Source organism: Psychrobacter sp. H7-1 (genome assembly GCF_904846585.1).
GTDB lineage: Bacteria > Pseudomonadota > Gammaproteobacteria > Pseudomonadales > Moraxellaceae > Psychrobacter > Psychrobacter raelei.
The window spans coordinates 1-21598 of record NZ_CAJHBH010000052.1 but is presented as its reverse complement, the minus strand read 5'-3'; the positions used below and the strand labels follow the sequence as shown (position 1 = coordinate 21598).

Here is a 21598-nt window from a genome sequence, read left to right as displayed (position 1 = left end):
CTAATCTTGAGTTTTTGATCTTGGCATGGATTGCTTTGACTCGCTGTTTGTTTTTCGCTCTTTGAGCTATTGCAAGCTTTTTAGCCCACTTTTGCGTTTGTTTGGTTGTCAGCTTGTCACCGTTTGATGTGGTAGCAGACTGCTTTAAGCCTAAGTCAATACCAACGCTGCCTTTGCCACTTGCTTGTCTAGGAAAATCTTTGACGGTAATACAGGCATACCAACGGTTACGGCTGTCTTGCACTATCTCAAGCGTATTGATTTGATACAAAGACAAATTGTAGCTATCGAATACGTCTATGATAAGCTTTTGACCTTTACAGAGCGATAGCTGTATGGTTGATTTAAGTGCTTTTTTACCTGTTTGTCTTGTACTTAGGTATTTGATAGCAGACTTTTTAAAGGGTATCCAGCCTAGGCTTTTGCGTTTGGCATCGGGTCGGTTGGTTCGCCAATTAAGTTTGGCTTTTTTAAACTGCTTACGAGATTTGGCGTGAGTTTCGTTGATGGCTTGCAAAGTTTGCGAGTGCAATCCTAAATACTCTCCACTGCCTTTGGTGTATTGGCTTAAATCATAGGCCGAAAAGTACTTACCTGTGCGTCTTAAATGCTCAAAGCTTAACGCATTAACATAGTTCCACGCATAGTTAACACTCCCAGCTAGTTTGTTTAGCTGGTTTACGTGTTTGTCTTTGATGCGTAGCTTGAGTGTTTTCATAGGGTTAGTATGGCGAGGTTAATTTTAACTTGCAATACTTTAAATACTGATCACGACAGTGTGTGTCGCCTTATATTCACCCACTGAAGTGGGTGGTTTTAAGGCGACCGGTGATAAATTTAAAAAAGCGCTTAAATGTGGCCTGAAACCAATAGGCCACCCCAATCCAAGCTGCCATGGCCAGCCACAGCCAGTCTGATAAAGAGAACAGCAGACAAATAATAAGCAGCAAGCTTGCGCCGCCGACGCTGGTCACAAACATGGATGGCTGACTTAAACGATAACGGTAGACCAAAAAAGCCTGATATAAAGTAAACGGAATGGTGAGTCCCACCAGGACATAAGGCAGGTAATGGAATAACCAATACATCTGCTGGCTGCCATGGAACATCTTTAGGCTGGCTAGTGTTCCAAATACCACAAAGGCAAAGATGGCCAAAACAATAACAAAAATAGATAAGCGGTTTATTTTTTGAGCACCGCGCAGCCGCTCAATGGCCAACACCGGAAATCCAGCAACACTGCCATTGGCCGCAGTGGTTGAAGGGGTGGGGTGATGTTTAGTCTCTGTACTCATGGCTGTAGGCTTATAGGTTATTGAGCAATAAAAAAGGGCGAGTTAATGCTAAGGGATCAGTGGGGCTTTCAATGGCACAATCCAATCGCTTAGTCTGCTTTGTAAGTGGCAATGTCTTCGGCGTGATCGGGATTAGCCAAGTAGCTTTGAAGCAGCAGGCAGGCGGAGATATCATCGATGGGGTCACGCTCGTTTTTTATGAGGCCAAGCTCCCATGCCATCTCACGCGCTTCTACTGAGGTCAGACGCTCATCGAATAACTGCACAGGTACATGAATGCGCTGCTCCATTAAGCGATGCGCCAAGCGGCGGGCAAACTTGTGGGCGCGTTTGGCAATCATCGAGCTGCTGCCATCCATATTTAGCGGTAGGCCCACCACCACCCGTCCAATCCTCCAAGTATCAATAATACCCAGTAGGTTGTCCCAGTCAGCAGGCTGGCCATTGTTCATCGCTAAGATATCAAAGGGGCGTGCATCTTGAGTGACGGTGTTGCCAAGCGCCATGCCCATTTTTTTGACCCCATAATCTAGCCCCAAAAGCACGGTTTGTTCTGGGCGAGCAGCAGCATCAGCGGCCACGTCACTATTTGCATTTTCTTTATTTGACGCATCATTTAACATAGGCAAAAATATCGCTTAATCGGTAGGGTGTCTTAATTTCGAGCTTACAGTGTCATCATTGGCTGTGCTTTGATACAGCATCATTTGGCACAACATAAAAAGTAACAGCGCCGTGGCTTAGGACGGCAAAGACCAAATTAGGCGCGGCCGACCTCGTCGCTTAAAAAATCCAAATGTACCCCGATTTTTTCTGCCGCATGGCGCCAGCGCTCTTCAAAGGGTATTTCAAATAATAAGGACAAATCGCCTGGGCTTACCAGCCAGTCGCCTTGGGAAATCTCTTTTTCAAGTTGTCCCTCATGCCAGCTGGCGTGCCCCAAGCACAGATGATAGTGGCCGATACCGGCTGAGCCTGCTGCGATATTTTGCAGGATATCTTTACTGGTGGTGATGCACACGTTTTCTGAAATGGGAAAAGAGGACGCCCATGTGGGTTGGCCGGTATGCAGCACAAAGCCTACCTCAGGGTACACAGGCCCACCATCTAGCGGCGTGTCATACATCACTGAGGTATCTGTGACTTCGATGTCTAGGTTGTCTAACAAATGGCCCACTTGAGTGTCAAAAATGGGACGATTGACCACCAAGCCCAGCACCCCATGCCGGTCGTGACGACAAATATACACCAAACTCTGTGCAAAACGCTCATCGGGCATACTTGGTGCGGCGATTAAAAAATGATGGGTCAAATTATCAAGGGTCATAGATACACAAAGCTCAATATAAAAAAAGGATAATGTCTTAAGGTGGGGTCAAAATGGCACAAAAGCAACGGCTAGCCCCGTGGATAGCTTAAGCAAAAGCCCTTGGCAGATTGAATGCATGTACTACTCACTGCTGACATCAGCCAAGAGACTGCGCGCATGCTCACGGGTAATTTCAGTAATATTAACCCCACCTGACATGCGTGCCAGCTCATCCACTTGAGCGTCATGGCTAATGATATCAATTTGACTGGTGGTTTGGCCCTCTTTGGTGTCATGATGCTTTTGTACCAAGATGTGCTGATGTGCTTGAGCGGCAACTTGAGCCTGGTGGGTAATGGCCAACAGCTGACGGCGGCTGCCCAATTGGCGCAGCAGTTCTCCCACCACCTGAGCGGTGCCGCCGCTGATACCCACATCCACCTCATCAAACACCAGCATCGGCTCAGAAAAGTCACTGTGTTGATTTTGAGAGTGCGCCGACTGACCATCTAATGTCTGGTGAGTGGCCAGTAAGACCTGCATCACCAGCGCCATACGTGACAACTCACCCCCTGACGCAATCTTGTATAGAGGCTGCATCGGCATACCCACGTTAGCGCTGAACATCAGCTCAATATCGTGTGCCCCTTGAGCGTTATAATGACTTTCATCTTTTGGGGTAAATACAAACTCACAGCGGGCATTGGGTAGCGCCAGCGGCTGTAATTGGGCCACCAGCTTCTCGCCTATGCTGGGTGCCACTTGTTGACGCGCGGTATCTAACGTCAAAGCGAGGTGTTTAAACTCGGCCCAAGCGTCTTGAATTTGTGCCTCTAGTACCTCAGAGCTTGGCTGATTGACCAAGCCATCAAGCTCTTGCTGCCAGATTTGTGCCTCTTGCACCAAGTTGCTTGCCGGAAGCCCATGTTTGCGTGATAAGCGGTGGCCAAGGCTAATCAAAGCATTCAGCTCTTCAAGACGCTCAGGGTCCGGCAGCTGCTGCTCAGCATAATCGGTCAATAAGGCGGCGGCCTCACTGACGTGTTGCTGCGCCAAATGTAGCGATTCGCTGGCTTGACTAAACGTGGGGCTGACATCCGACTGATTGTCACATAAGCGAATGGCTTTGCCCAGCAGGTCCATGGCATCTGGGTCATCAGAATCATTGTCTAATAATTGCACCGCATGACTGGCTTCAAGCATCAAAGCCTCTAGGTTTGACAGCTCATCATGCTCCGCTTCTACTTGCTCATAATCAACCGCCAATAACGGTGATATATCTGCCAATTGACTGTTTAACAGCTCAATACGGTCATTGCGATGCGCCTCTTTGGCAGCGACCTCTTCAGCTTGGCGTTTTAGCTTCTGATAGGCTCGATATGCGTGTTCAGTTTGTGCCGCTAAGGGCTGAAGACCGGCGATATTATCGAGCCACTGCACCACAAATGCTGGCTTTAATAAAGCTTGCTGAGCGTGCTGACTGTGAATATTAACCAGCATAGCGCCCAGCTCTTTTAATTCGGTTAAGCTGACAGGCACTCCGTTAAGCCAAGCTTTTGAGCGGCCATTGCTGCTTAATTGGCGACGAATTAATATCTCACCGTCAAACTCCCTTTCGTGACGCTCAAACCAGTCTTGTATCAGTGCCACTGTGCCTTTGTCGTTAGAGTTGGCACTGGGTTCGGTATTATTATTGGCACTATCTTTGGCTGTAGTTGAGCGATTTTTTGTAGCCGGTAGCACAAATTCGAACTGAGCATAGATATCAGCATTGTCCTTGCCATGACGTACCATACTGGTGTCTGCTCGGCCGCCAATACATAAGGAGAGCGCATCTAATAATAAGGATTTACCCGCGCCAGTTTCTCCAGTAATAACGTTAAAACCGTCGTATAAGGAGAGCTCATGGTGATTGATTAAGGCAAAGTTTTGCAGTGTCAGCGAAGTTAGCATCAGCAATCTCAAAAATGGGTGTTTGTTATCAAAAAACACTAAAAAAAGGACGAAATTAGTTAGGGTATCGTATATCTATGAAGGTATAAAAGCAAACGGTGCGCAGCTTTTATCGTGACTTTTATATTGCTTTAGATAACCAATTATTTGTTGCTTTTAGGCGCATAAAGTCACACAATCTAAGTCTGATTTAACTTGAATATAAGCAACTTTATAATCGTAAAATAACAGGTCGTGTGCCCGTTATATAAAGGTATTGCTGTAAAAATGCAAGGTAGAAATCTGTTGATAACGGCTGTGAATTGATGCCCATATTGAGGCATGGCTGCTGGTAAAAAAAGGATATGGGTAGGTTAAGAGGGCAGCGCCTGTGTTTAGCCAAAGTACAGTTTTACTATAGGTATTGTGCAAGCGACTGCGATCATAACGTTGATCGACATAGGACGTAGAGCGAGCAGATAATGGCTAATGACAGTTTGGAATAGCCATTAACTAAAAAACTGATTTGTTGTCACAATTATATTAGCAATATTGTGGTAGGATTGAATAACAAAAAATAGCATCAACAAGAGTAGGGCTGTAAGTTTAGCGATATCTGATTTTTAGCCCATGGTTATCATAAAGTAGATTAAGATTAAGGAAGTCATCATGCCGACGACTTATGACCAGGTTTCTGTCGTAAAGAATGCAACCATCTCTTATGATGGACGCTGTAGTAGCCACACGGTATTATTTGAAGATGGCAGCAAAAAAATGCTGGGCATCATACTACCTTGTGATGAGCATGTCCGTGAGTATGAATTTGCCACCCACACCTCAGAGAGAATGGAGATTACCTCAGGAGAGTGTGAAGTAAAAATCACCGGAGAGGATGAGTTTACTTATTATCGCGCTGGCCAAGCTTTTGTTGTCGCAGGGGACAGCAGCTTTGCGCTACGTACTGAACAAATTGTGCAGTATATTTGTCACCTAGAAGGGTAGGACAAGCGGCTTACCACCCACTTATTGGTATTTGTTTTAAGCATCCTAGGCAGCCACTTAGGGTGCTTTTGTGTCTTCTGGGCTGTTATTTAAGCCACAAAGTCATCGCGTTGTGTCTTATAATAAGCGAGAAACGCAGTCATCAAGTTGCGCCGTATGGCTGCCCTCACCGTTAAAATCCATCGTTTAAAAAGGTTATTTTATGGCAAAGCCCGTCCATTTTTATGGCATTCACGCAATTCACGCTTTGTTGTCGCACCGTCCTACCGACGCCATGGCTTTATTTATTCAGCAAGGCCGTGCTCACAAAGACAGCAGCACTCAGGACGAAGCCGACTCTACCTTTGAAGAGATTTTACAATTGGCTGAGCAGATGGGGGTGAGCATCCAGGAGGCCAGCCGTGATAAGCTGACCGCATTGTGCGGTAGTCCGCAGCACCAAGGTGTGGTACTCAATGCCCGTCCGTTAGCCATGGCCGATGAAGGTGAGATTGCAAGTCTTGCTCAATCAGATGATGCCCTATTTTTGGTGTTAGACCAGATTACGGATGCGCATAACCTAGGTGCCTGCTTGCGTACGGCAGCGGCGATGGGTGTTGATGCGGTGATTTGCCCTAAGCACCATTCAGCGAGCCTCACACCAACTGTGGCCAAAGTATCGGTAGGTGCCATGGAAATCATGCCAGTCATCGCTGTGACTAATCTGGCACGCTGTATTGAGAACTTAAAGCAAGCAGGGGTGTTTGTTTATGGTACGGCGCTTGACGCCACCGCTAAGGCTCTGCCAGATGTGGACCTAAAGGGTAAGGTGGCCATCATTATGGGTTCAGAGGGTGAGGGCATGCGCCGCTTGACCACCGAGCGCTGTGATGAGCTGGTGTACATTCCCATGACTGGTAATAAGCATGGCTCACTACAAAGCTTGAATGTCAGTGTGGCCACAGGCATGGTCTTGTATGAAGTGAGCCGTCAGCGTCATCAGCCTTAATATCAGTCTGATTAAGACAGACAACAGCTTAAGAGGCAAAAAGGGCGCGCTTAGCATAAGCGCGCCCTTTGTGTGTCAAGGCACGGGGCTTTATTGCACGAGGCTACATTTTTTTTAGGTTTAAATAGTTGTGATGCAGCGGCAGTAATTGCGCATACAACGCATCTAAGTCGCCATTGTTACACACCACATCATCGGCCTGCTCGATACGGGCTTCTCGGGTCAATTGATTGGCCATAATGGCTTTGATCTTGTCTATGCTTTGGGTATCTCGGCTGCTGGCACGTTTAAGCTGCGTCTCCTCGGAGGCATCGACCACCAGTACTCTATCACACAAAGACACCAGGCCTGCTTCATAGCTCTCAAGCAGCAAGGGCGCTGACAAGATAACGTATGCCGACTGAGCTTGACTGAGCTGGTTTTTGATTTCTTGACGGATGGCAGGATGGGTGATCGATTCTAAAGTTAGCAGTGCTTTGTTATTGGCAAACACATGCTCGCGAACTGCGCGTCTGTTCATTTCTCCTTGCGCATCAACAACCCACTCTCCTAAGGCCTCTACCAGTGCTTGTAGAGTGGGGCTGCCTTTATGCATGATTTGATGGGCGACCACATCGGCATCTACCACGTCGATGCCCTGAGTGGCGAACCAGTTAGAGACGGCTGTTTTACCACTACCAATACCGCCGGTTAGGCCGATAATGGGCTTGCTGACATAAAAGGTTTCAAATTTTTGGGGCGGGTCAATCACAGGCTCCTCTTGAGCATCATTGATATAAGAGTCCAAAGTGGCGGCGCTGGCGTATGTCATGGCAATACCTTAAAGCGGGTGTTCTATAAAATTGAACGGGATTGTGGCCTAAAGCTTACGCTTGCTATGGCGTATATTTAGCCCCAAGCAGCTATCAAAACCAAAAGCTTAGCGGTGTTATTGAAATCTGCTGCTAAACTTACGAGAAAACAGCTACTAAAATTACGATAAAAGAAGCGGTTAACTCTGGCTTATTGACTCAGAGCTAACTGGCTGATAAAAGTAGCATGTTTTTACGGCAGCTTTGTATTAATTAGTGTGCTCAATCTCAACAGGGTGTTAATGGTGACTCTGTGCGGTGTTATCTATAGAGGATGACTAGTGACTGTGTTTTTATCGTTAATCCGCCGATAGCCTTGGATGGTCACCCAAATGAGGTGTGCACTAAGCCAATAAAGCCCTAAGCCAGCAGCGTCCTAAGCTAATAGAATCCTAAGCTAATAGAGTCCTAAGTTCGTAGCATTCTAAATTAGTAATCCCCTAGGCTAATAGCGTCCCAAATACCAGTGCATCAACGCCTCACCATATAACAGTGCAACCAAGCCCGCTAACGCCAAATAAGGACCAAAAGCAAAGGGCTGGCTCTCCCGTCGTTTTTGTAGCAATATAAGCCCCATGATAGTGCCGAGCACGGAAGATAGCAAGATGACAAATGGCAGCATAAATGGCCCAAGCCAAGCTCCCAGAGCCGCCAGTAGCTTAAAATCGCCTTGGCCCATACCTTGCTTGCGGGTAAATAAATAAAATACTTTCACCACCACCCATAGACTAAGATAGCCTAAGATTAGCCCCCAAATAGATAAGCTTGGCGACACAAAAACGCTGTGGCTGTTCACCATAAGCCCCAAGATAGCTAAGGGGTAGGTTAGATTATCGGGTAAATACTGCGTCTCAAAATCAATCCCCACCAGCGCAATTAATAACCACAAAAATACCAAGGCACAAAGGCCGGCAAGTGACACGCCCAATTGGTAAATCACCAAAACGCTCAGCACGGCGGTCAGAAGCTCAATCAACGGATAACGCAAACCAATGCGGTGGCGACAAGAGGCGCATCTGCCTTTTAGCCACAGACAACTGATAATAGGCAGTTTGTGACGCCAAGCAATGGGCGTATGACACTGCGGGCACTGTGAGCTTGGGCGCCACAGCGACAATGGCATATCTTGGGTGATGCAGGCAGCCACAGGCGCTAGCGCATCCGCTGGCACATCAGGCTGCGATTGCAAAAACTGTAGTGAGCCCAGTCGCCACTGCCGCTGCAGTATTAATGGGGTGCGATAAATCACCACATTTAATAAGCTGCCCACACACAAGCCCACTATGGCAAATACACCAAGAGCAAATACATCAGGCGTCGCTAAATTGTGCGGTTCAAAAAACTGCCAGACTTGCCAAAACTGCATAACATCAGCCTATTGTTTATAAAAATTGAGACATGATTCATCAGAAGGTTAATAAGGGCTTAGCGCTCAATAAAACACTGCCGCTAGCCAAGGATTGAGCCCATTTGAAAAATAGGTAAGTACATCGCCACTATCAGCCCGCCGACCAGCAGGCCAATGATCACCATAATAATGGGCTCCATTAGGTCGGTTAACCCATCAACGGCATGGGTCACCTGAGCTTCATAATAATCAGCCACCTTATTAAGCATCTGCTCTAAGCTGCCAGACTCCTCGCCGATACTCACCATTTGTACGGCAAGAGCTGGAAAAAGCTGGCTGCTGCGCATGGAGCGCTCAAGGCGTTGACCAGCAGCTACCTGTTGTCTCATCTGGTAGGTGGCCGTCTCAAAGACATGATTGTCGGTTGCAGCGGCAGTGGCGCCTAGTGCTTCTAACAGCGGGACACCTGCAGCATAAGTGGTGGCTAAGGTGCGGCAAAAGCGGGCAATAATGGCTTGATAGGCTATGCTACCAAAAATGGGCAGCTTTAATATCGCTTTGTCGAGCCACTGATTAAAGCCTAGGCTGCGTTTTTGGGCCTGCCTAAACGCGATTACAGCCGCTATCGTCAGTAGCAAAAAAATTGGCCAAAGCTTTTGCATGATATGAGATAAAGTGACTACAAATTGGGTAAAGGCAGGCAGCTGTGACCCCATAGAGTTATATAGGTCTGCGAACACCGGCACCACTTTTAGCAATAAGATAATACTGACAATCATCGCCACCAGCATGACGGCTAGCGGATATTTGATGGCTTTTTTTAGCTTAATTTTAAGCAGCTCGTTGTTTTCTTTGTAATCAGCGATGCGCTCAAGTAAGGTATCTAGTGTGCCGGAGTGCTCTGCTGCAGACACTAAAGCACAAAACAGGTCATCAAACTGCTTTGGATGGGCCCGCAGGCTATCTTCTAAGGACATACCAGTCTCAAGCTGCTGTTTTACCCGTAAAACCAGCTGCTTCATACTGGGTTTATCAAGTGCTTGGGCAATAAGCTCAAAGGCATGTACTATGGGCACGCCGGCCTTAGTCATCGTCGCCAATTGCCGCACAAACAGACTGATATCAAGTGCCGTTATCTTCTTTTGCCGACGCCAAAGCGCTTTAGGCTTACGCCGAATGCGCTGGGTCACTATGCCTTGTTTGCGCAGCTGAGCTTTGGCCAGCGCCATACTGCTACTGGTCAGTATGCCTTTTACCTTCATGCCTTGAGGGTTGATGCCTTGATACACAAACTCAAGCATTTTGAGTTTGGTTCGATTGCGGACGGGGCTCACAACAGATACCTCAAGTAAAGACAATAAGAGTGCCAGATAGATCCAGATAGATAAGGTAGCCAACGCTGCATTACTGGGCCGTCATGCGGGTCATTTCTTCAATGCTAAGGATGCCTTGAAGCACTTTCAAAATAGCGGCCCGCCTTAAGTCAAAAAAGCCTTGCTCGGTGGCAGCCGCTTTTATCTCAATGGCATTAGCACCTTGCATAATCACTTGTGCAAGCGCTGTGTTCATGGGCATCACCTCAAACACACCGATGCGCCCTTTGTAACCCTCACAGCACTTATCACAGCCCACCGCCTTATAGATGATATGCTCAGGCTGTGCCAACTCTTCGGCGCTAAAGCCAATCTCAATGAGACTTACCTTAGGAACCACACAAGGGATTTTGCAGTGGCGGCACAAGCATCTCGCCAGACGCTGCGCCACTACCAGACTAATGGCGGTAGCAATATTAAAGTAAGCTACGCCCATATGATGCAGGCGAGTTAAAGTCTCAGCAGCTGAGTTGGTGTGCAGGGTAGAGAGCACCAAATGGCCAGTTTGTGCCGCTTTAATGGCAGTATCCGCGGTTTCAAAATCACGTATCTCACCCACCATTAATACATCGGGGTCTTGGCGCAAAAATGACTTTAAGGCCACCGCAAAGCTCAGTCCGACTTTAGGATTGACGGTGACCTGATTGATACCTGTTAAATTAATTTCAACCGGATCTTCTACAGTGCAGATATTGGTGGCCACCGTGTTTAAAATATCTAAACCGGTATAGAGCGATAAGGTTTTGCCAGAGCCTGTGGGGCCGGTAATCAATAAGATACCTTGCGGCTGCTGTAGCGCTTGTAAAAACTGCTGTTTTTGCTCAGGCTCAAGCCCGAGGCTATCAATACCAGCCATCGAGGCGGCTGGATTAATAACCCGAAGCACAATTTTTTCACCGAACAAAGTGGGTAGAGCATTGGCACGAAAGTGTAGTGTCGGCATCCCATTTAGTTGCAGCCTAATACGGCCATCTTAAGGCATACGCCGCTCAGATATGTCCATTTGTGCCATAATCTTTAGGCGGGCACATATCTTAGCTTGCAGCTCAAGCGCTGGTGTGGCCACTTGCTGCATGACGCCATCGATACGAAAGCGTACCCGAAACGTATGCTCATAGGGCTCAAAGTGTAGGTCAGAGGCGCCTTTATTTACTGCCTGACACAATAAATCCTGTACCAGCTGAACTACCGGATCTTGCTGTAAATCATGAGGCTGATGCGCGCCATGCTCTGCCTGTGCTAGAGTCGCAGAGGGAGCGGCAGCTAGTTGATTAAGCGAAGGGGGCCGGGACATATAGCATCCTTGTCTGAGTAGGCGTAAGGGTCATTAGCAACCTCTTACAGTTAAGATCGGGTGGTTTGTTCAGACAAGTGGCCTAAAATTAACGGCTTAGCCAGAGTAAATTGAGTTAGCTTAGGTTAACACAGTTTTTAATTTTAAATTTTGGCGTTTTCAAAACAACAAAGGCTAAATCTGTTAGATAAGACTATGATATAATTTAGGGCTATCATATTTTTAGACAGCTAAACCTAAACAATGCGCTGTCACAATGTTGTTTGTTATTTTGGTTTTATTTATTCGGGGCTTAATAGGCCCTTTTGATTAATTGGTTTTTAGGTGAGCGTGTTATGAAGTCTTGGGTTATCGGAAACTGGAAGCTAAATCCTACGTCGCTTGAGCAAGTACAGCACTTGGTGACAGACTTAGTAGAAGGCGTTGACGCTCAAACCCGCAGCATGGATAATTGCCATCTTATGTTGGCCCCAAGCTTTTTACATTTAAGCCCAGTGCAGCAGGCACTTAACGCCAACTCATCTACTCTTAAGCTGGCCGCGCAAGATGTGAGCGCACTCAGTGCTGAATCAGGGGCTTATACCGGTGATGTTTCGGCCAAGCAGCTAAAAGATATGGGCGTACAGTGGGTGATTGTCGGTCACTCTGAGCGCCGTCAGTACTATAAAGAAAGCAACGCCGTACTGCTAAAAAAGCTGCTTAATAGCGCTGAGCAAGGCTTGGGCGTGATTTTGTGCATTGGTGAGTCAGAGAGCGACTTTGAGGCGGGTCACACTGAGCAAGTGTTGGATGAGCAGTTACAAGTTATTGCTGACTTTTTACAGCAATTAAAGCCTGAGCAGGCGGGATATGCCGAGCAAAACCTGATTATCGCTTATGAGCCGGTGTGGGCCATTGGTACCGGTAAGGTGCCAAGTGTAGAGCAGGTGACGCAAATACATCGCTTTATCCGTCAGCAGTTGCATTCATTTGATAATAAGCTTGATACCACCCCAGTGATTTATGGTGGCAGCGTTAAGCCTGAGAATGCTGCAGATTTTGCTGCCTCAGACCAGATCAATGGGGTGTTGGTTGGCGGCGCCGCCCTGCAGGCAGACAGCTTTCTTGCGATTGCTAAATGCTTTAATAACTAGATAAAATAAGCGGCGCTAGGCTTGATAGCTTGGCGCTCTGCCCTGATAAACGGTGACATGAACGTTTTGATAATAGATAGTTGTTGTGGTAAAACTGGGGATAAACACTCCCTTATATTTGATAACATTATCCTCTTTAACTCTTAAGATTAAGTAAGGCAAAGCATGTTTAACATTATTCTAGCGATTCACATTATTGTTGCTATTGCCATGATTGGGTTGATTTTAATTCAACACGGTAAGGGAGCTGATGCGGGCGCTTCATTTGGCGCAGGGGCTTCAGGCACAGTATTTGGAGCAGCCGGTAGTGCCAACTTTTTGACCCGTGCCACAGCCATTTTAGCGATTATCTTCTTTACTACCAGTCTAACTTTGGCGGTGCATGCACGCAAACAGGCTGAAGGTCAGTATCGCTTAGATGTTCCGGCCGCATCGCAAGCACCAGTGACGGCTCCTGAGCCTACGCCGGCTCCTGCTGAATAGGCTAGCATAGCTAAAACAAGGCGCTGCAGCTCAGTTGGCCTTAGTGGTAAACTAAATAGGTTGCACCCACTGTCAAAGACGAGTAGAATGTGCCACCTAATTTAATAAATATTAAAGCAATCTATGGGCACTATCTTCTTTTATATAGATTTTATATAAAAAAGTAGCGTTGCTATCTGAGATATCGTGATTACCGATCTGTTTAACCTCAATAACAGCTTGGGTAGTAAAAAATCAGTCAGAAGCAAGATAAATAGAGAGCAGATTGAATTAGACAATGCGATTGTGGTGGAATTGGTAGACACGCCATCTTGAGGGGGTGGTGGCGCAAGCCGTGAGGGTTCAAGTCCCTCCAATCGCACCAATATAAAGACAAAGCACGTACCTATACTGTATGATGTGTCTGTTAAATCCGATTAAATTAGTAGATTTATCGACATTGCTATTGAAAATAAGCCATATATACCTTATATACAAGTAGTAACAACAATATAGGACAGCCGGTTATGATGGTTGTGGACAGCAAATAAGCGTGAGCACTTATTAAAATCAGCTTTTGTTATAAAAGCTTATAATAAGATAAGTTACGGCGATATAGCTGGCCAAATGTGTTAAGATGTATCAGGTAAAGCTGTTAGAATAGGCATTATCAGGGTAGTGGTTAAAGTTTTGAATTTAAATTAGTTTAATGCTTGACAACCCCTAATAAACTCCATATAATAGTCAGCCTAGATTGATGCGGGGTGGAGCAGTCTGGTAGCTCGTCGGGCTCATAACCCGAAGGTCGTTGGTTCAAATCCAGCCCCCGCTACCATTTTTTATTTCAATCTTGCCTTTTTCATTTAACCCACCATATTGTTTGTGGGTTTTTTTGTATCTGTTATTTTTAATATTGCCTAATAGTCATAATATGCATTTATAATAGATACTTCTATTTATGGACTAAACAAATAAGTCATGAAGCTATCTAACAAAGTCACCCAGTTAACCGATATTATTGCACCAGCTGTTGCAGCTTGTGATGTGGCACTATGGGGTGTGGAGTTCCTACCGCAAGGTGGGCGTTCGCTATTACGCATTTATATTGAAGCCTTGCCAGAAGATAAAGCAGCCGATAAACAAGTTACTATTGAAAATTGTGCTGCCGTCACCCACCAAGTCAGTGGTGTTCTTGAAGTGCATGATCCCATCGCGGGCGAGTATGTACTTGAAGTGTCCTCTCCAGGTCTTGATCGACCTTTCTTTGCCCCTGAGCAAATGACAGATTATATGGGTCAGACCATCAATCTACGCTTGATTCAAGCTGTGGGTAGTGGAAGTTCAAAACGCCGCAAAGTAACCGGTAAGCTTGAGCAATTAGATGACAAGCAGTTATCGGTAGTGACCGCTGACGGTGAGCGCTATGATATTGCCCTTGATAATATTGATAAAGCAAATTTAATCTATCAAGATCTGTAGTCTTAGAGTATAAGTTGGTTGAAAGCTTACTGTCATATTTAACTTGATTTGACATCGTCAGTTACTATTAATTCAGTCTAATCTAATCTGCATGTCTTAATTATTTATAAGGTATGCCAACTATCGATAAGTTATGTGCTTATATAGCGTGTAGAGACTAGATAGAATGAGGAAATAGTAGGCCGCGTTTTGAATGAGATTAAACATCGCAGCTTTTAGGCCTAAGATAAAAAATAAATTTTAATAATTTTTTGCTACTTTAAATGACAAGTAGGCGAGGATAGGTGTGTAATGAGTCGAGAAATTTTAACGGTAGTAGAAACCGTCAGTAACGAGAAAGGCCTAAATCCAGAAGACATCTTTGAGGCAATTGAAGAGGCTTTGGTGGTTTCTACCAAAAAAAGAGTTTATACCGAGCAGCCAGAAGTGGCGGTAAGGGTTGAAATTGACCGTGATACCGGTGATTATGATACCTATCGCTATTGGACTGTGGTTGCCGACGAAGACCACGAAATGCCAGCATGTCAGTTAGCCATCAGTGATTTAGATGAAAACGAATGGTCTATTGGCGACATTAAAGAAGAGCAAATCGAATCTATCGAATTTGGACGTATTGCCGCCACTCAGGCCAAGCAAGTGATTATCCAAAAAATTCGTGAAGCAGAGCGTGCATTAACTGCCGATGCCTTCGAGCCAAGAATTGGTGAGATGATGTATGGTGAAGTTAAAAAACAAACGCGTGATGGCTATATTATTGATTTAGGGGATAATGCTGAAGGCTATTTATCTCGTGATCAAATGCTGCCTCGTGAACAATTACGTGTAAAGTCTCGTATTAATGCTATCCTATACCATGTGAACCGTGACAACCGCGGCGCACAGTTATTGTTATCGCGCACCAGCCCAGATATGTTGGTGGCGTTAATGAACAAAGAAGTGCCTGAGATTAACGAACAAATCATTGAAATCCGTGATGTGGCTCGTCAGCCTGGGGTTCGTGCGAAAATTTCAGTAAAAACCAATGATCATCGTATTGATCCTGTGGGCGCGTGTATTGGTATGCGTGGTACCCGTATCCAAGCGGTACAATCTGAGCTTGATGGCGAGCGTATTGATGTGATCGTGTGGTCTGATGACCCCGCGCAATATATCATCAGTGCACTTGAGCCTGCAGATGTTAGCAGTATTATTTTAGATGAAGATGCCAAGACCGCAGACATCATCTTTACCGCCAACGATCAGTTAGCGCGCGCCATTGGTGCCCAAGGCCAGAACGTACGTTTGGCTTCTGAGCTAACCGGTTATAAGTTAAACATGATGCTTGAGGCGGAATACCTTGAACGTCAACAAAACGAAACAAAAGCCTATCTTGAGCTGTTCTACAATCGTCTAGAAGTAGATGAAGACTTAGCTCAAGCGCTAGTAGATGTAGGCTTTACCAGTATTGAAGAAGTGGCTTATGTGCCTGTTGAAACCTTCTATGACATCGAAGGTCTTGACGACGACGCAATTGAAATGATTCAAGAGCGTGCAAAAGAAGTAGTCATTGCTGATGAACTGGTTAAACAGCAAAATATGAAAGAGCCAAGCAAAGAGTTGCTCACAATGGACGGCATGACGACCGACTGGGCGTACAAGCTGGCTCAACGTGACATCATCACGTTAGATGATTTAGCAGAACAGGCAGTATTTGATCTTGAAGACATTGAAGGTCTTGATGAGAAAACTGCTGGTGAGTTGATCATGAAAGCACGTGAATCTTGGTTTAATGAAGAATAATAAATAGGTGACTATAAATGGCAGATAAGACCGTCAAAGAATTAGCAGACATGGTAAGCAAGACAGTCAGTGCAGTACAAAAGCAACTGACTGATGCTGGGCTGCCTGCTCGTGGCGAGGATGACCTGGTCACCGAGCTTGAGCAAGAACAGTTAGTAGCATTCTTAAAACAATCGCACGGACAAAAAGAGAAGCGTCGTATTAGCCTAAAATCTAAAACGACCAGCACCGCTCGTGTGACTGGCTCCTCGGGCAAGTCAAAAAGCGTCAATGTAGAAGTGCGTAAGAAAAAAGTATTTGAAAAGCCAGATCCTAATAAACTGGCTGAAGAAATTGCAGCGCGTGAACAAGCGGCTTTAGAAGCCAAAAAACGCGCCGAAGAAGAAGCCAAAAAGCGTGAGCAGGTCAAAAAAGAAGCTGAAGAACGTCAAGCAGCAACTTTGGCAGCCATGCGTGCTAACTTAGGTGGCGGCTCCTCTTCAAGCGATAAAAAAGAAGAGTTATCTACTGTCGTGGTGAAAAAAGGCAGTAAAGCTGCTGCTGCGGCAAAAGAAGCGCCTAAGAAGAAAGTGGCTCAGACCAAACCTAAAGTAGAAACGGCCGCTGAGCGTAAAGCCCGCGAAACCCGTGAAGCAGAAGAAGAACGTCTACGTCAAATTGAAGCAGAAACCCGTCGTAAGCAAGCCGAAGAAGCTCAGAAGAAAACCCTTGAGCAGATGCGCAAAATGGCTGGCAAATACAGCGACAAAGATCCCGTGGCAGAAGTTCGTAAGGATGAGCCATTGGCCGAAGGTCTGGTGGGTGAAGCGTTAGAAGAGTCTTTTGAAAAAGAGCGTCGTGAAATTAAACGTGGATCTGCCAGTACTGCCACTCGTGGCCGTCGCCGTAAAGGTCAAGAAGAGCGTGAAATTCGCAACCGTAAGCATGGTCTAAAATCAAGCCAAGCCTCTCAGCATAAGTTTGAGAAGCCGGTTGAGAAGATTGTGCATGATGTAGAAATTGGCGAGCAAATCGTTGTTTCAGACTTAGCGCAGCGCATGGCGGTGAAAGCCCGTGAAGTGACTAAGCTGCTTATGAAGATGGGCGAGATTGTCAGTGCTGACCAAGAGATTGATCAGGCCACGGCCAGCTTAATCGTTGAAGAAATGGGTCACAACCCAATTCCAGTAAGCGATACCAAGGTTGAAGACGACTTACAAGAAGCGGTAGAAGAGCGCCGCAGTAATGTTCAGACACGTCCGCCAGTGGTTACCATTATGGGTCATGTTGACCATGGTAAAACCTCACTGCTTGATAAAATCCGTGAAACCAAAGTAGCAACGGGTGAAGCCGGTGGTATTACCCAGCATATTGGTGCTTATCACGTTGAGACCGATCGCGGCGTTATTACTTTCTTAGACACCCCAGGTCACGCAGCGTTTACCGCCATGCGTTCACGTGGTGCTCAAGCGACCGATATCGTTATTTTGGTAGTAGCTGCTGACGACGGTATGATGCCGCAAACTGAAGAAGCTATTGACCATGCTCGTGCTTCAGGTACACCGCTAATTGTTGCTATTAACAAGATGGATAAGAGCACTGCAGATCCAGATCGCGTATTAAATGAGTTAACCACAAAAGAAGTGGTTACTGAAGCGTGGGGCGGTGATGTGCCTATGGCGAAGATCTCTGCTAAGACCGGTGAAGGTATTGATGAGCTGTTAGAGCTGATTAACCTACAAGCTGAGCTTATGGAGCTTGAAGCCCCAACAGACGGCGCCGCTCAAGGTGTGGTTATTGAATCTCGTCTAGAAAAAGGCCGTGGTGCAGTTGCTTCTATCTTAGTTAAGAAAGGAACTCTAAACCAAGGTGACCTAGTACTTGCTGGTGAATTCTACGGTAAAGTACGTGCGATGACTGATGAGACCGGCAAACGTGTCAAATCAGCGGGCCCTTCTATTCCCGTAGAAATCTTAGGCCTACCAGATACACCTGCGGCAGGTAGTGAATTCTTGGTAGTCTCTGATGAGAAAAAAGCACGTGAAGTTGCTGAGTTCCGAGCCACTCGTGAGCGTGAGCGTCAAAACAAAATGCGCCTTGAGAGTATGTTTGAGCAGATGGGCCAAGATGACTTGTCATTCTTGAACATCATCTTAAAAACAGACGTACGCGGTACACTAGAAGCGCTACTTGCGGCCTTAGAAGATCTGTCAACTGATGAAGTTAAAGTTAAGGTTATCAGCTCAGGTGTTGGTCCGATTGCTGAGTCTGATGTGACATTAGCTGAGTCAAGTGAAGCGGTATTATTAGGCTTTAACGTCCGTGCCGATAATGCGGCCAAGCGCAAAGCTGACGAAGCCGGTATCGATATTCGCTACTACAGCGTTATCTATGGCCTAATCGATGATGTTAAAGCGGCAATGAGTGGTATGTTGTCTCCAGAGCATCGCGAAAAAATCTTGGGTATTGCTGAAGTACGTGATGTATTCCGCTCTAGTAAATTCGGTGCAGCTGCCGGTTGTATGGTGGTTGAAGGTACCATATACCGTAACAAGTCTATCCGCGTATTACGTGATGACAAAGTGGCCTTTACCGGTCAATTGCAATCATTACGTCGTTACAAAGATGACGTGAACGAAGTACGCTCTGGTATGGAGTGTGGTCTTGCGGTTCGCGGCTACGATGTAGAAGTCGGCGATAAGATCGAAGTATTCGAAATCCAAGAAATTCAGCGCACCATCTAATCTGATTTTCTTGTAGCATAAGACCTATCAGGTCATCCTGTTAGGTCTTTTTTTTTAGTAAAATTTTAACAGCTTTTTAACAAGCCCCATTTATTGAGTTGTTCGATAACTCTTTTAGCTATTTTATTATCCGTTATCACAATTTTGGCCAAATAAAGGTCATCTAAGCCTGATAACGACATTGAAGGATATAACCATGAACCAACGTTTACAGCGCTTGGGCGATCAAATTCAGCGTGAACTTGCTGTACTTATCCGTGATGATGTTAATGATCCTCGTTTGACAGGGTTTGTGACCATATCGAGTGTCAAAGTCAGCTCTGACTTGGGCTATGCAGACGTGTATGTCACCATCATGGAGCCTGAGCTTAATGATGCGATGAGCAAGCACAGTCATGAAGAGAGCCTAAAAGTGCTTAATAAAGCGGCAGGCTTTTTGCGTACTGAGTTAAGTCACAGCTTAAAGACCCGCACCACACCTCGCTTAAGATTCCATTATGACGAAGTAACAGCGCGCGGTAACTACATGATGGACCTGATTAATAAGGCAGTGACTAAGACGGGGCAGACATCAGCAGAAGATGATGCAGACCGCTTAGACAGTGAAGACCGTTCTTAATCAAAATCAACTTAGAGTAGATATGATGACCGAAGAGATCATTCAATCAGCGCCTGCTGCTCCGCTCAAAAAAAGCCGAGTTTCAGGGGTTATTTTAATCGATAAGCCGCAAGGTCTGACCTCGCAGCAGGTGGTATCTAAGGTTAAGTATCTGCTTAAGTCACCTTTGCACGACAGCAAAAAAGCCGGTCATACTGGGACTCTAGATCCTATGGCGACCGGCTTATTGCCTGTATGCTTAGGGGAGGCGACTAAGTTTAGTCACTACCAGCTTGATGCTGATAAGGCGTATCAGGCCACTATTAAGCTTGGCATACAAACCGATACTGGAGATGCAGAAGGGCAGAGCATTGCTACCGCGGCTGTACCTAAGCTAACTGCGGCTGAGCTAGAGGCTGTGGCGCAGCAGTTTATGGGAGATATTAAACAAATACCGCCCATGTATTCTGCGCTAAAAAAAGACGGAAAAAAACTGTATGAGTATGCCCGCGCCGGTATTGAGATTGATCGTCCGGCACGGCCTATCACTATTCAAGCAATAAGCTTAACCTTGGGCGCGCAGTCTGATGAGCTGATTTTAAATGTCACTTGCTCAAAAGGCACCTATGTTCGAGTGCTGGGAGAAGACATTGCCGCAGCGTTAGGCACGCTTGGGCATTTAACTGCTCTGCGCCGTACTCAAGTGGGACATTTTGATATTGCCGAAGCAGTAAGTCTTGAGGCGCTTGAGGATCTATCTCACGAGCAGCGCTTGGCTTATTTATTGGGTATTGATGCCTGTATCAATGGCATACCGACCCTTGAGGTGTCTGACAGTCAGTGTGCTCGCCTGCATATGGGGCAACGTCTTAATATCAAGCCTCAGCTTGATGAGGACATCACTGATTATATACAGGCCATGTTAAGTCAACGGCACAGTGATGCAGATGATAGTGGTAAGGACGAGGCATTAGATTCAGTAGATATCAAGCTTGTGAACCCTAAAGGCGAGTTTTTAGGCTTGGGGGCAGTAGAGCTAAACGGCCGCTTACAGCCCAAAAAAATGATTCAACGTTAATGATTGGTTAATGGTAGTGAATACTAGGTAAACTATTAATTACTTTAAAACTATCAGTAAGTTTTGCAAAATACGGCTCATACCCACTGGTATGGGCTTTTTTTGTGCTTAAGATAGATGCTTTTTATCATAATTCACCCTTTAAACAGTTTACTGAGTTTAAACACAGCTCACAATACAATACATTTCCTTGCAACTGGTATCTTTTCGCCTTGATATTTAGCCTGTACTCTTAATATCAAGACTGACAAGGAGCGCGCCGGTCTTATAAAAAACAATAAAAAAATAAGTTCAAAAAATGAATGCACACGGATGTATCTTAGAATAAGACATTCAATAAAAACTAAAAAAACAAAACAAAACAAAAAAAGAAAGAAAAGAAGAAAGAAAAGAAGAAAGAAAAGAAGAAAGTCACAACAAAAAAACTAACCAAATAAAGCTAGGCGATAAAACATAATTAACACTATGAATAACAACTATAAAAGCATATCCCAGCTGACAATAATAACGATATAAATACTTATTTTTATAATGACTTATAGAACATCAATAGCAAAACAAGAAAAAAAGTAAAAGACGAACAACAAAAAAAGAAAAACAAAAGAAGAACAGCAGATAAGAGCGGGGATAATAAAAGTATAAAACTACCTGCGACTAAAATTACCTGTGACTAAATGACCAATTATCAACGGATAGATTGCAACCTATAAATTAACCAATAAAGATAATTGACTAACAAATAACGGAGATCTAAATCATGAGTAAGCGTATCGCTTTTTTATTAAACTCTCATTTTGAGCAAGCCGAATATGCTGACGTAGATCGCTTGGTAATCACCCCGAAAAACAATAACACGTAAAAGTAGAAACTAACTGCTAAAATACCAGCAGGAGATTTCGACATGAAAAAATCAAGATTTACCGACACTCAGATTGTTAATATACTCAAACAAGC

Annotated in this window: 17 protein-coding genes, 2 tRNA genes and 1 pseudogene; 11 read left to right on the top strand and 9 right to left on the bottom strand. The window is 45.4% G+C overall.

Going from position 1 to position 21598, the window contains the following annotated elements:
* From JMX92_RS12030 to JMX92_RS12010, 5 genes are all read right to left on the bottom strand, one after another.
* The coding region (locus tag JMX92_RS12030) for a transposase (RefSeq protein ID WP_201545879.1) at positions 1 to 718 on the bottom strand (718 nt) is incomplete at its 3' end.
* 76 nt (positions 719 to 794) lie between these two features.
* The gene (locus tag JMX92_RS12025) at positions 795 to 1295 is read right to left on the bottom strand and encodes a hypothetical protein (protein WP_201545877.1); all 501 of its coding nucleotides are present in this window, start codon (positions 1293 to 1295) and stop codon (positions 795 to 797) included.
* Between the two features lie 89 nt (positions 1296 to 1384).
* Entirely contained in the window at positions 1385 to 1918 is a 534-nt protein-coding gene (gene ruvX / locus JMX92_RS12020) for a Holliday junction resolvase RuvX (protein WP_011959439.1), read from the bottom strand.
* Between the two features lie 137 nt (positions 1919 to 2055).
* On the bottom strand, positions 2056 to 2622 hold the full coding sequence (locus tag JMX92_RS12015; protein WP_011959440.1) for a YqgE/AlgH family protein: 567 nt from the start codon (positions 2620 to 2622) through the stop codon (positions 2056 to 2058).
* Positions 2623 to 2745: 123 nt separating this feature from the next.
* Entirely contained in the window at positions 2746 to 4557 is a 1812-nt protein-coding gene (locus JMX92_RS12010; RefSeq protein ID WP_011959441.1) for a DNA repair protein RecN, read from the bottom strand.
* Positions 4558 to 5205: 648 nt separating this feature from the next.
* Here JMX92_RS12010 and JMX92_RS12005 point away from each other — a divergent pair.
* Together JMX92_RS12005 and rlmB are read left to right on the top strand one after the other, a co-directional pair.
* Positions 5206 to 5538 (top strand): pyrimidine/purine nucleoside phosphorylase, encoded by a 333-nt coding sequence (locus JMX92_RS12005; protein WP_011959442.1) that lies wholly within the window; start codon positions 5206 to 5208, stop codon positions 5536 to 5538.
* 202 nt (positions 5539 to 5740) lie between these two features.
* Positions 5741 to 6526, top strand: coding sequence for a 23S rRNA (guanosine(2251)-2'-O)-methyltransferase RlmB (gene rlmB, locus JMX92_RS12000; protein ID WP_011959443.1), 786 nt, complete (start codon positions 5741 to 5743; stop codon positions 6524 to 6526).
* Positions 6527 to 6629: 103 nt separating this feature from the next.
* Here rlmB and coaE read toward each other — a convergent pair whose 3' ends face one another.
* The 4 genes and pseudogenes from coaE to JMX92_RS11980 all read right to left on the bottom strand — a co-directional run.
* Entirely contained in the window at positions 6630 to 7337 is a 708-nt protein-coding gene (gene coaE / locus JMX92_RS11995) for a dephospho-CoA kinase (RefSeq protein WP_083757352.1), read from the bottom strand.
* 485 nt (positions 7338 to 7822) lie between these two features.
* Positions 7823 to 8743: a prepilin peptidase gene (locus JMX92_RS11990; protein WP_201545876.1), complete on the bottom strand. Its 921-nt coding sequence runs from the start codon at positions 8741 to 8743 to the stop codon at positions 7823 to 7825.
* A gap of 83 nt (positions 8744 to 8826) precedes the next feature.
* A complete protein-coding gene (locus JMX92_RS11985) occupies positions 8827 to 10026 on the bottom strand; it encodes a type II secretion system F family protein (RefSeq protein ID WP_201545881.1) in 1200 nt (399 codons plus the stop codon).
* Positions 10027 to 10129: 103 nt separating this feature from the next.
* Positions 10130 to 11296, bottom strand: a pseudogene (locus JMX92_RS11980) (ATPase, T2SS/T4P/T4SS family); the annotation flags it as partial.
* A 431-nt stretch (positions 11297 to 11727) separates the two neighbouring features.
* On the opposite strand from JMX92_RS11980, the gene tpiA reads away from it, so the two are divergent.
* The 9 genes from tpiA to truB all read left to right on the top strand — a co-directional run bounded on the left by tpiA (position 11728) and on the right by truB (position 20644).
* The gene (gene tpiA / locus JMX92_RS11975; RefSeq protein ID WP_201545875.1) at positions 11728 to 12525 is read left to right on the top strand and encodes a triose-phosphate isomerase; all 798 of its coding nucleotides are present in this window, start codon (positions 11728 to 11730) and stop codon (positions 12523 to 12525) included.
* Between the two features lie 165 nt (positions 12526 to 12690).
* Positions 12691 to 13008 (top strand): preprotein translocase subunit SecG, encoded by a 318-nt coding sequence (gene secG / locus JMX92_RS11970; RefSeq protein ID WP_011959449.1) that lies wholly within the window; start codon positions 12691 to 12693, stop codon positions 13006 to 13008.
* Between the two features lie 279 nt (positions 13009 to 13287).
* A tRNA-Leu gene (locus tag JMX92_RS11965) sits at positions 13288 to 13372 on the top strand.
* A gap of 373 nt (positions 13373 to 13745) precedes the next feature.
* Positions 13746 to 13822: transfer RNA gene (locus tag JMX92_RS11960), tRNA-Met, on the top strand.
* Positions 13823 to 13965: 143 nt separating this feature from the next.
* The gene (rimP, locus tag JMX92_RS11955) at positions 13966 to 14466 is read left to right on the top strand and encodes a ribosome maturation factor RimP (RefSeq protein WP_011959450.1); all 501 of its coding nucleotides are present in this window, start codon (positions 13966 to 13968) and stop codon (positions 14464 to 14466) included.
* Positions 14467 to 14757: 291 nt separating this feature from the next.
* Entirely contained in the window at positions 14758 to 16245 is a 1488-nt protein-coding gene (gene nusA / locus JMX92_RS11950) for a transcription termination factor NusA (protein WP_011959451.1), read from the top strand.
* Between the two features lie 17 nt (positions 16246 to 16262).
* The gene (gene infB, locus JMX92_RS11945) at positions 16263 to 18968 is read left to right on the top strand and encodes a translation initiation factor IF-2 (RefSeq protein ID WP_201545874.1); all 2706 of its coding nucleotides are present in this window, start codon (positions 16263 to 16265) and stop codon (positions 18966 to 18968) included.
* A gap of 196 nt (positions 18969 to 19164) precedes the next feature.
* A complete protein-coding gene (locus JMX92_RS11940; RefSeq protein WP_201545873.1) occupies positions 19165 to 19587 on the top strand; it encodes a ribosome-binding factor A in 423 nt (140 codons plus the stop codon).
* 22 nt (positions 19588 to 19609) lie between these two features.
* Complete coding sequence (gene truB, locus JMX92_RS11935) at positions 19610 to 20644, top strand: tRNA pseudouridine(55) synthase TruB (RefSeq protein WP_201545872.1); 1035 nt, start codon at positions 19610 to 19612, stop codon at positions 20642 to 20644.
* Positions 20645 to 21598: the final 954 nt, after the last annotated feature.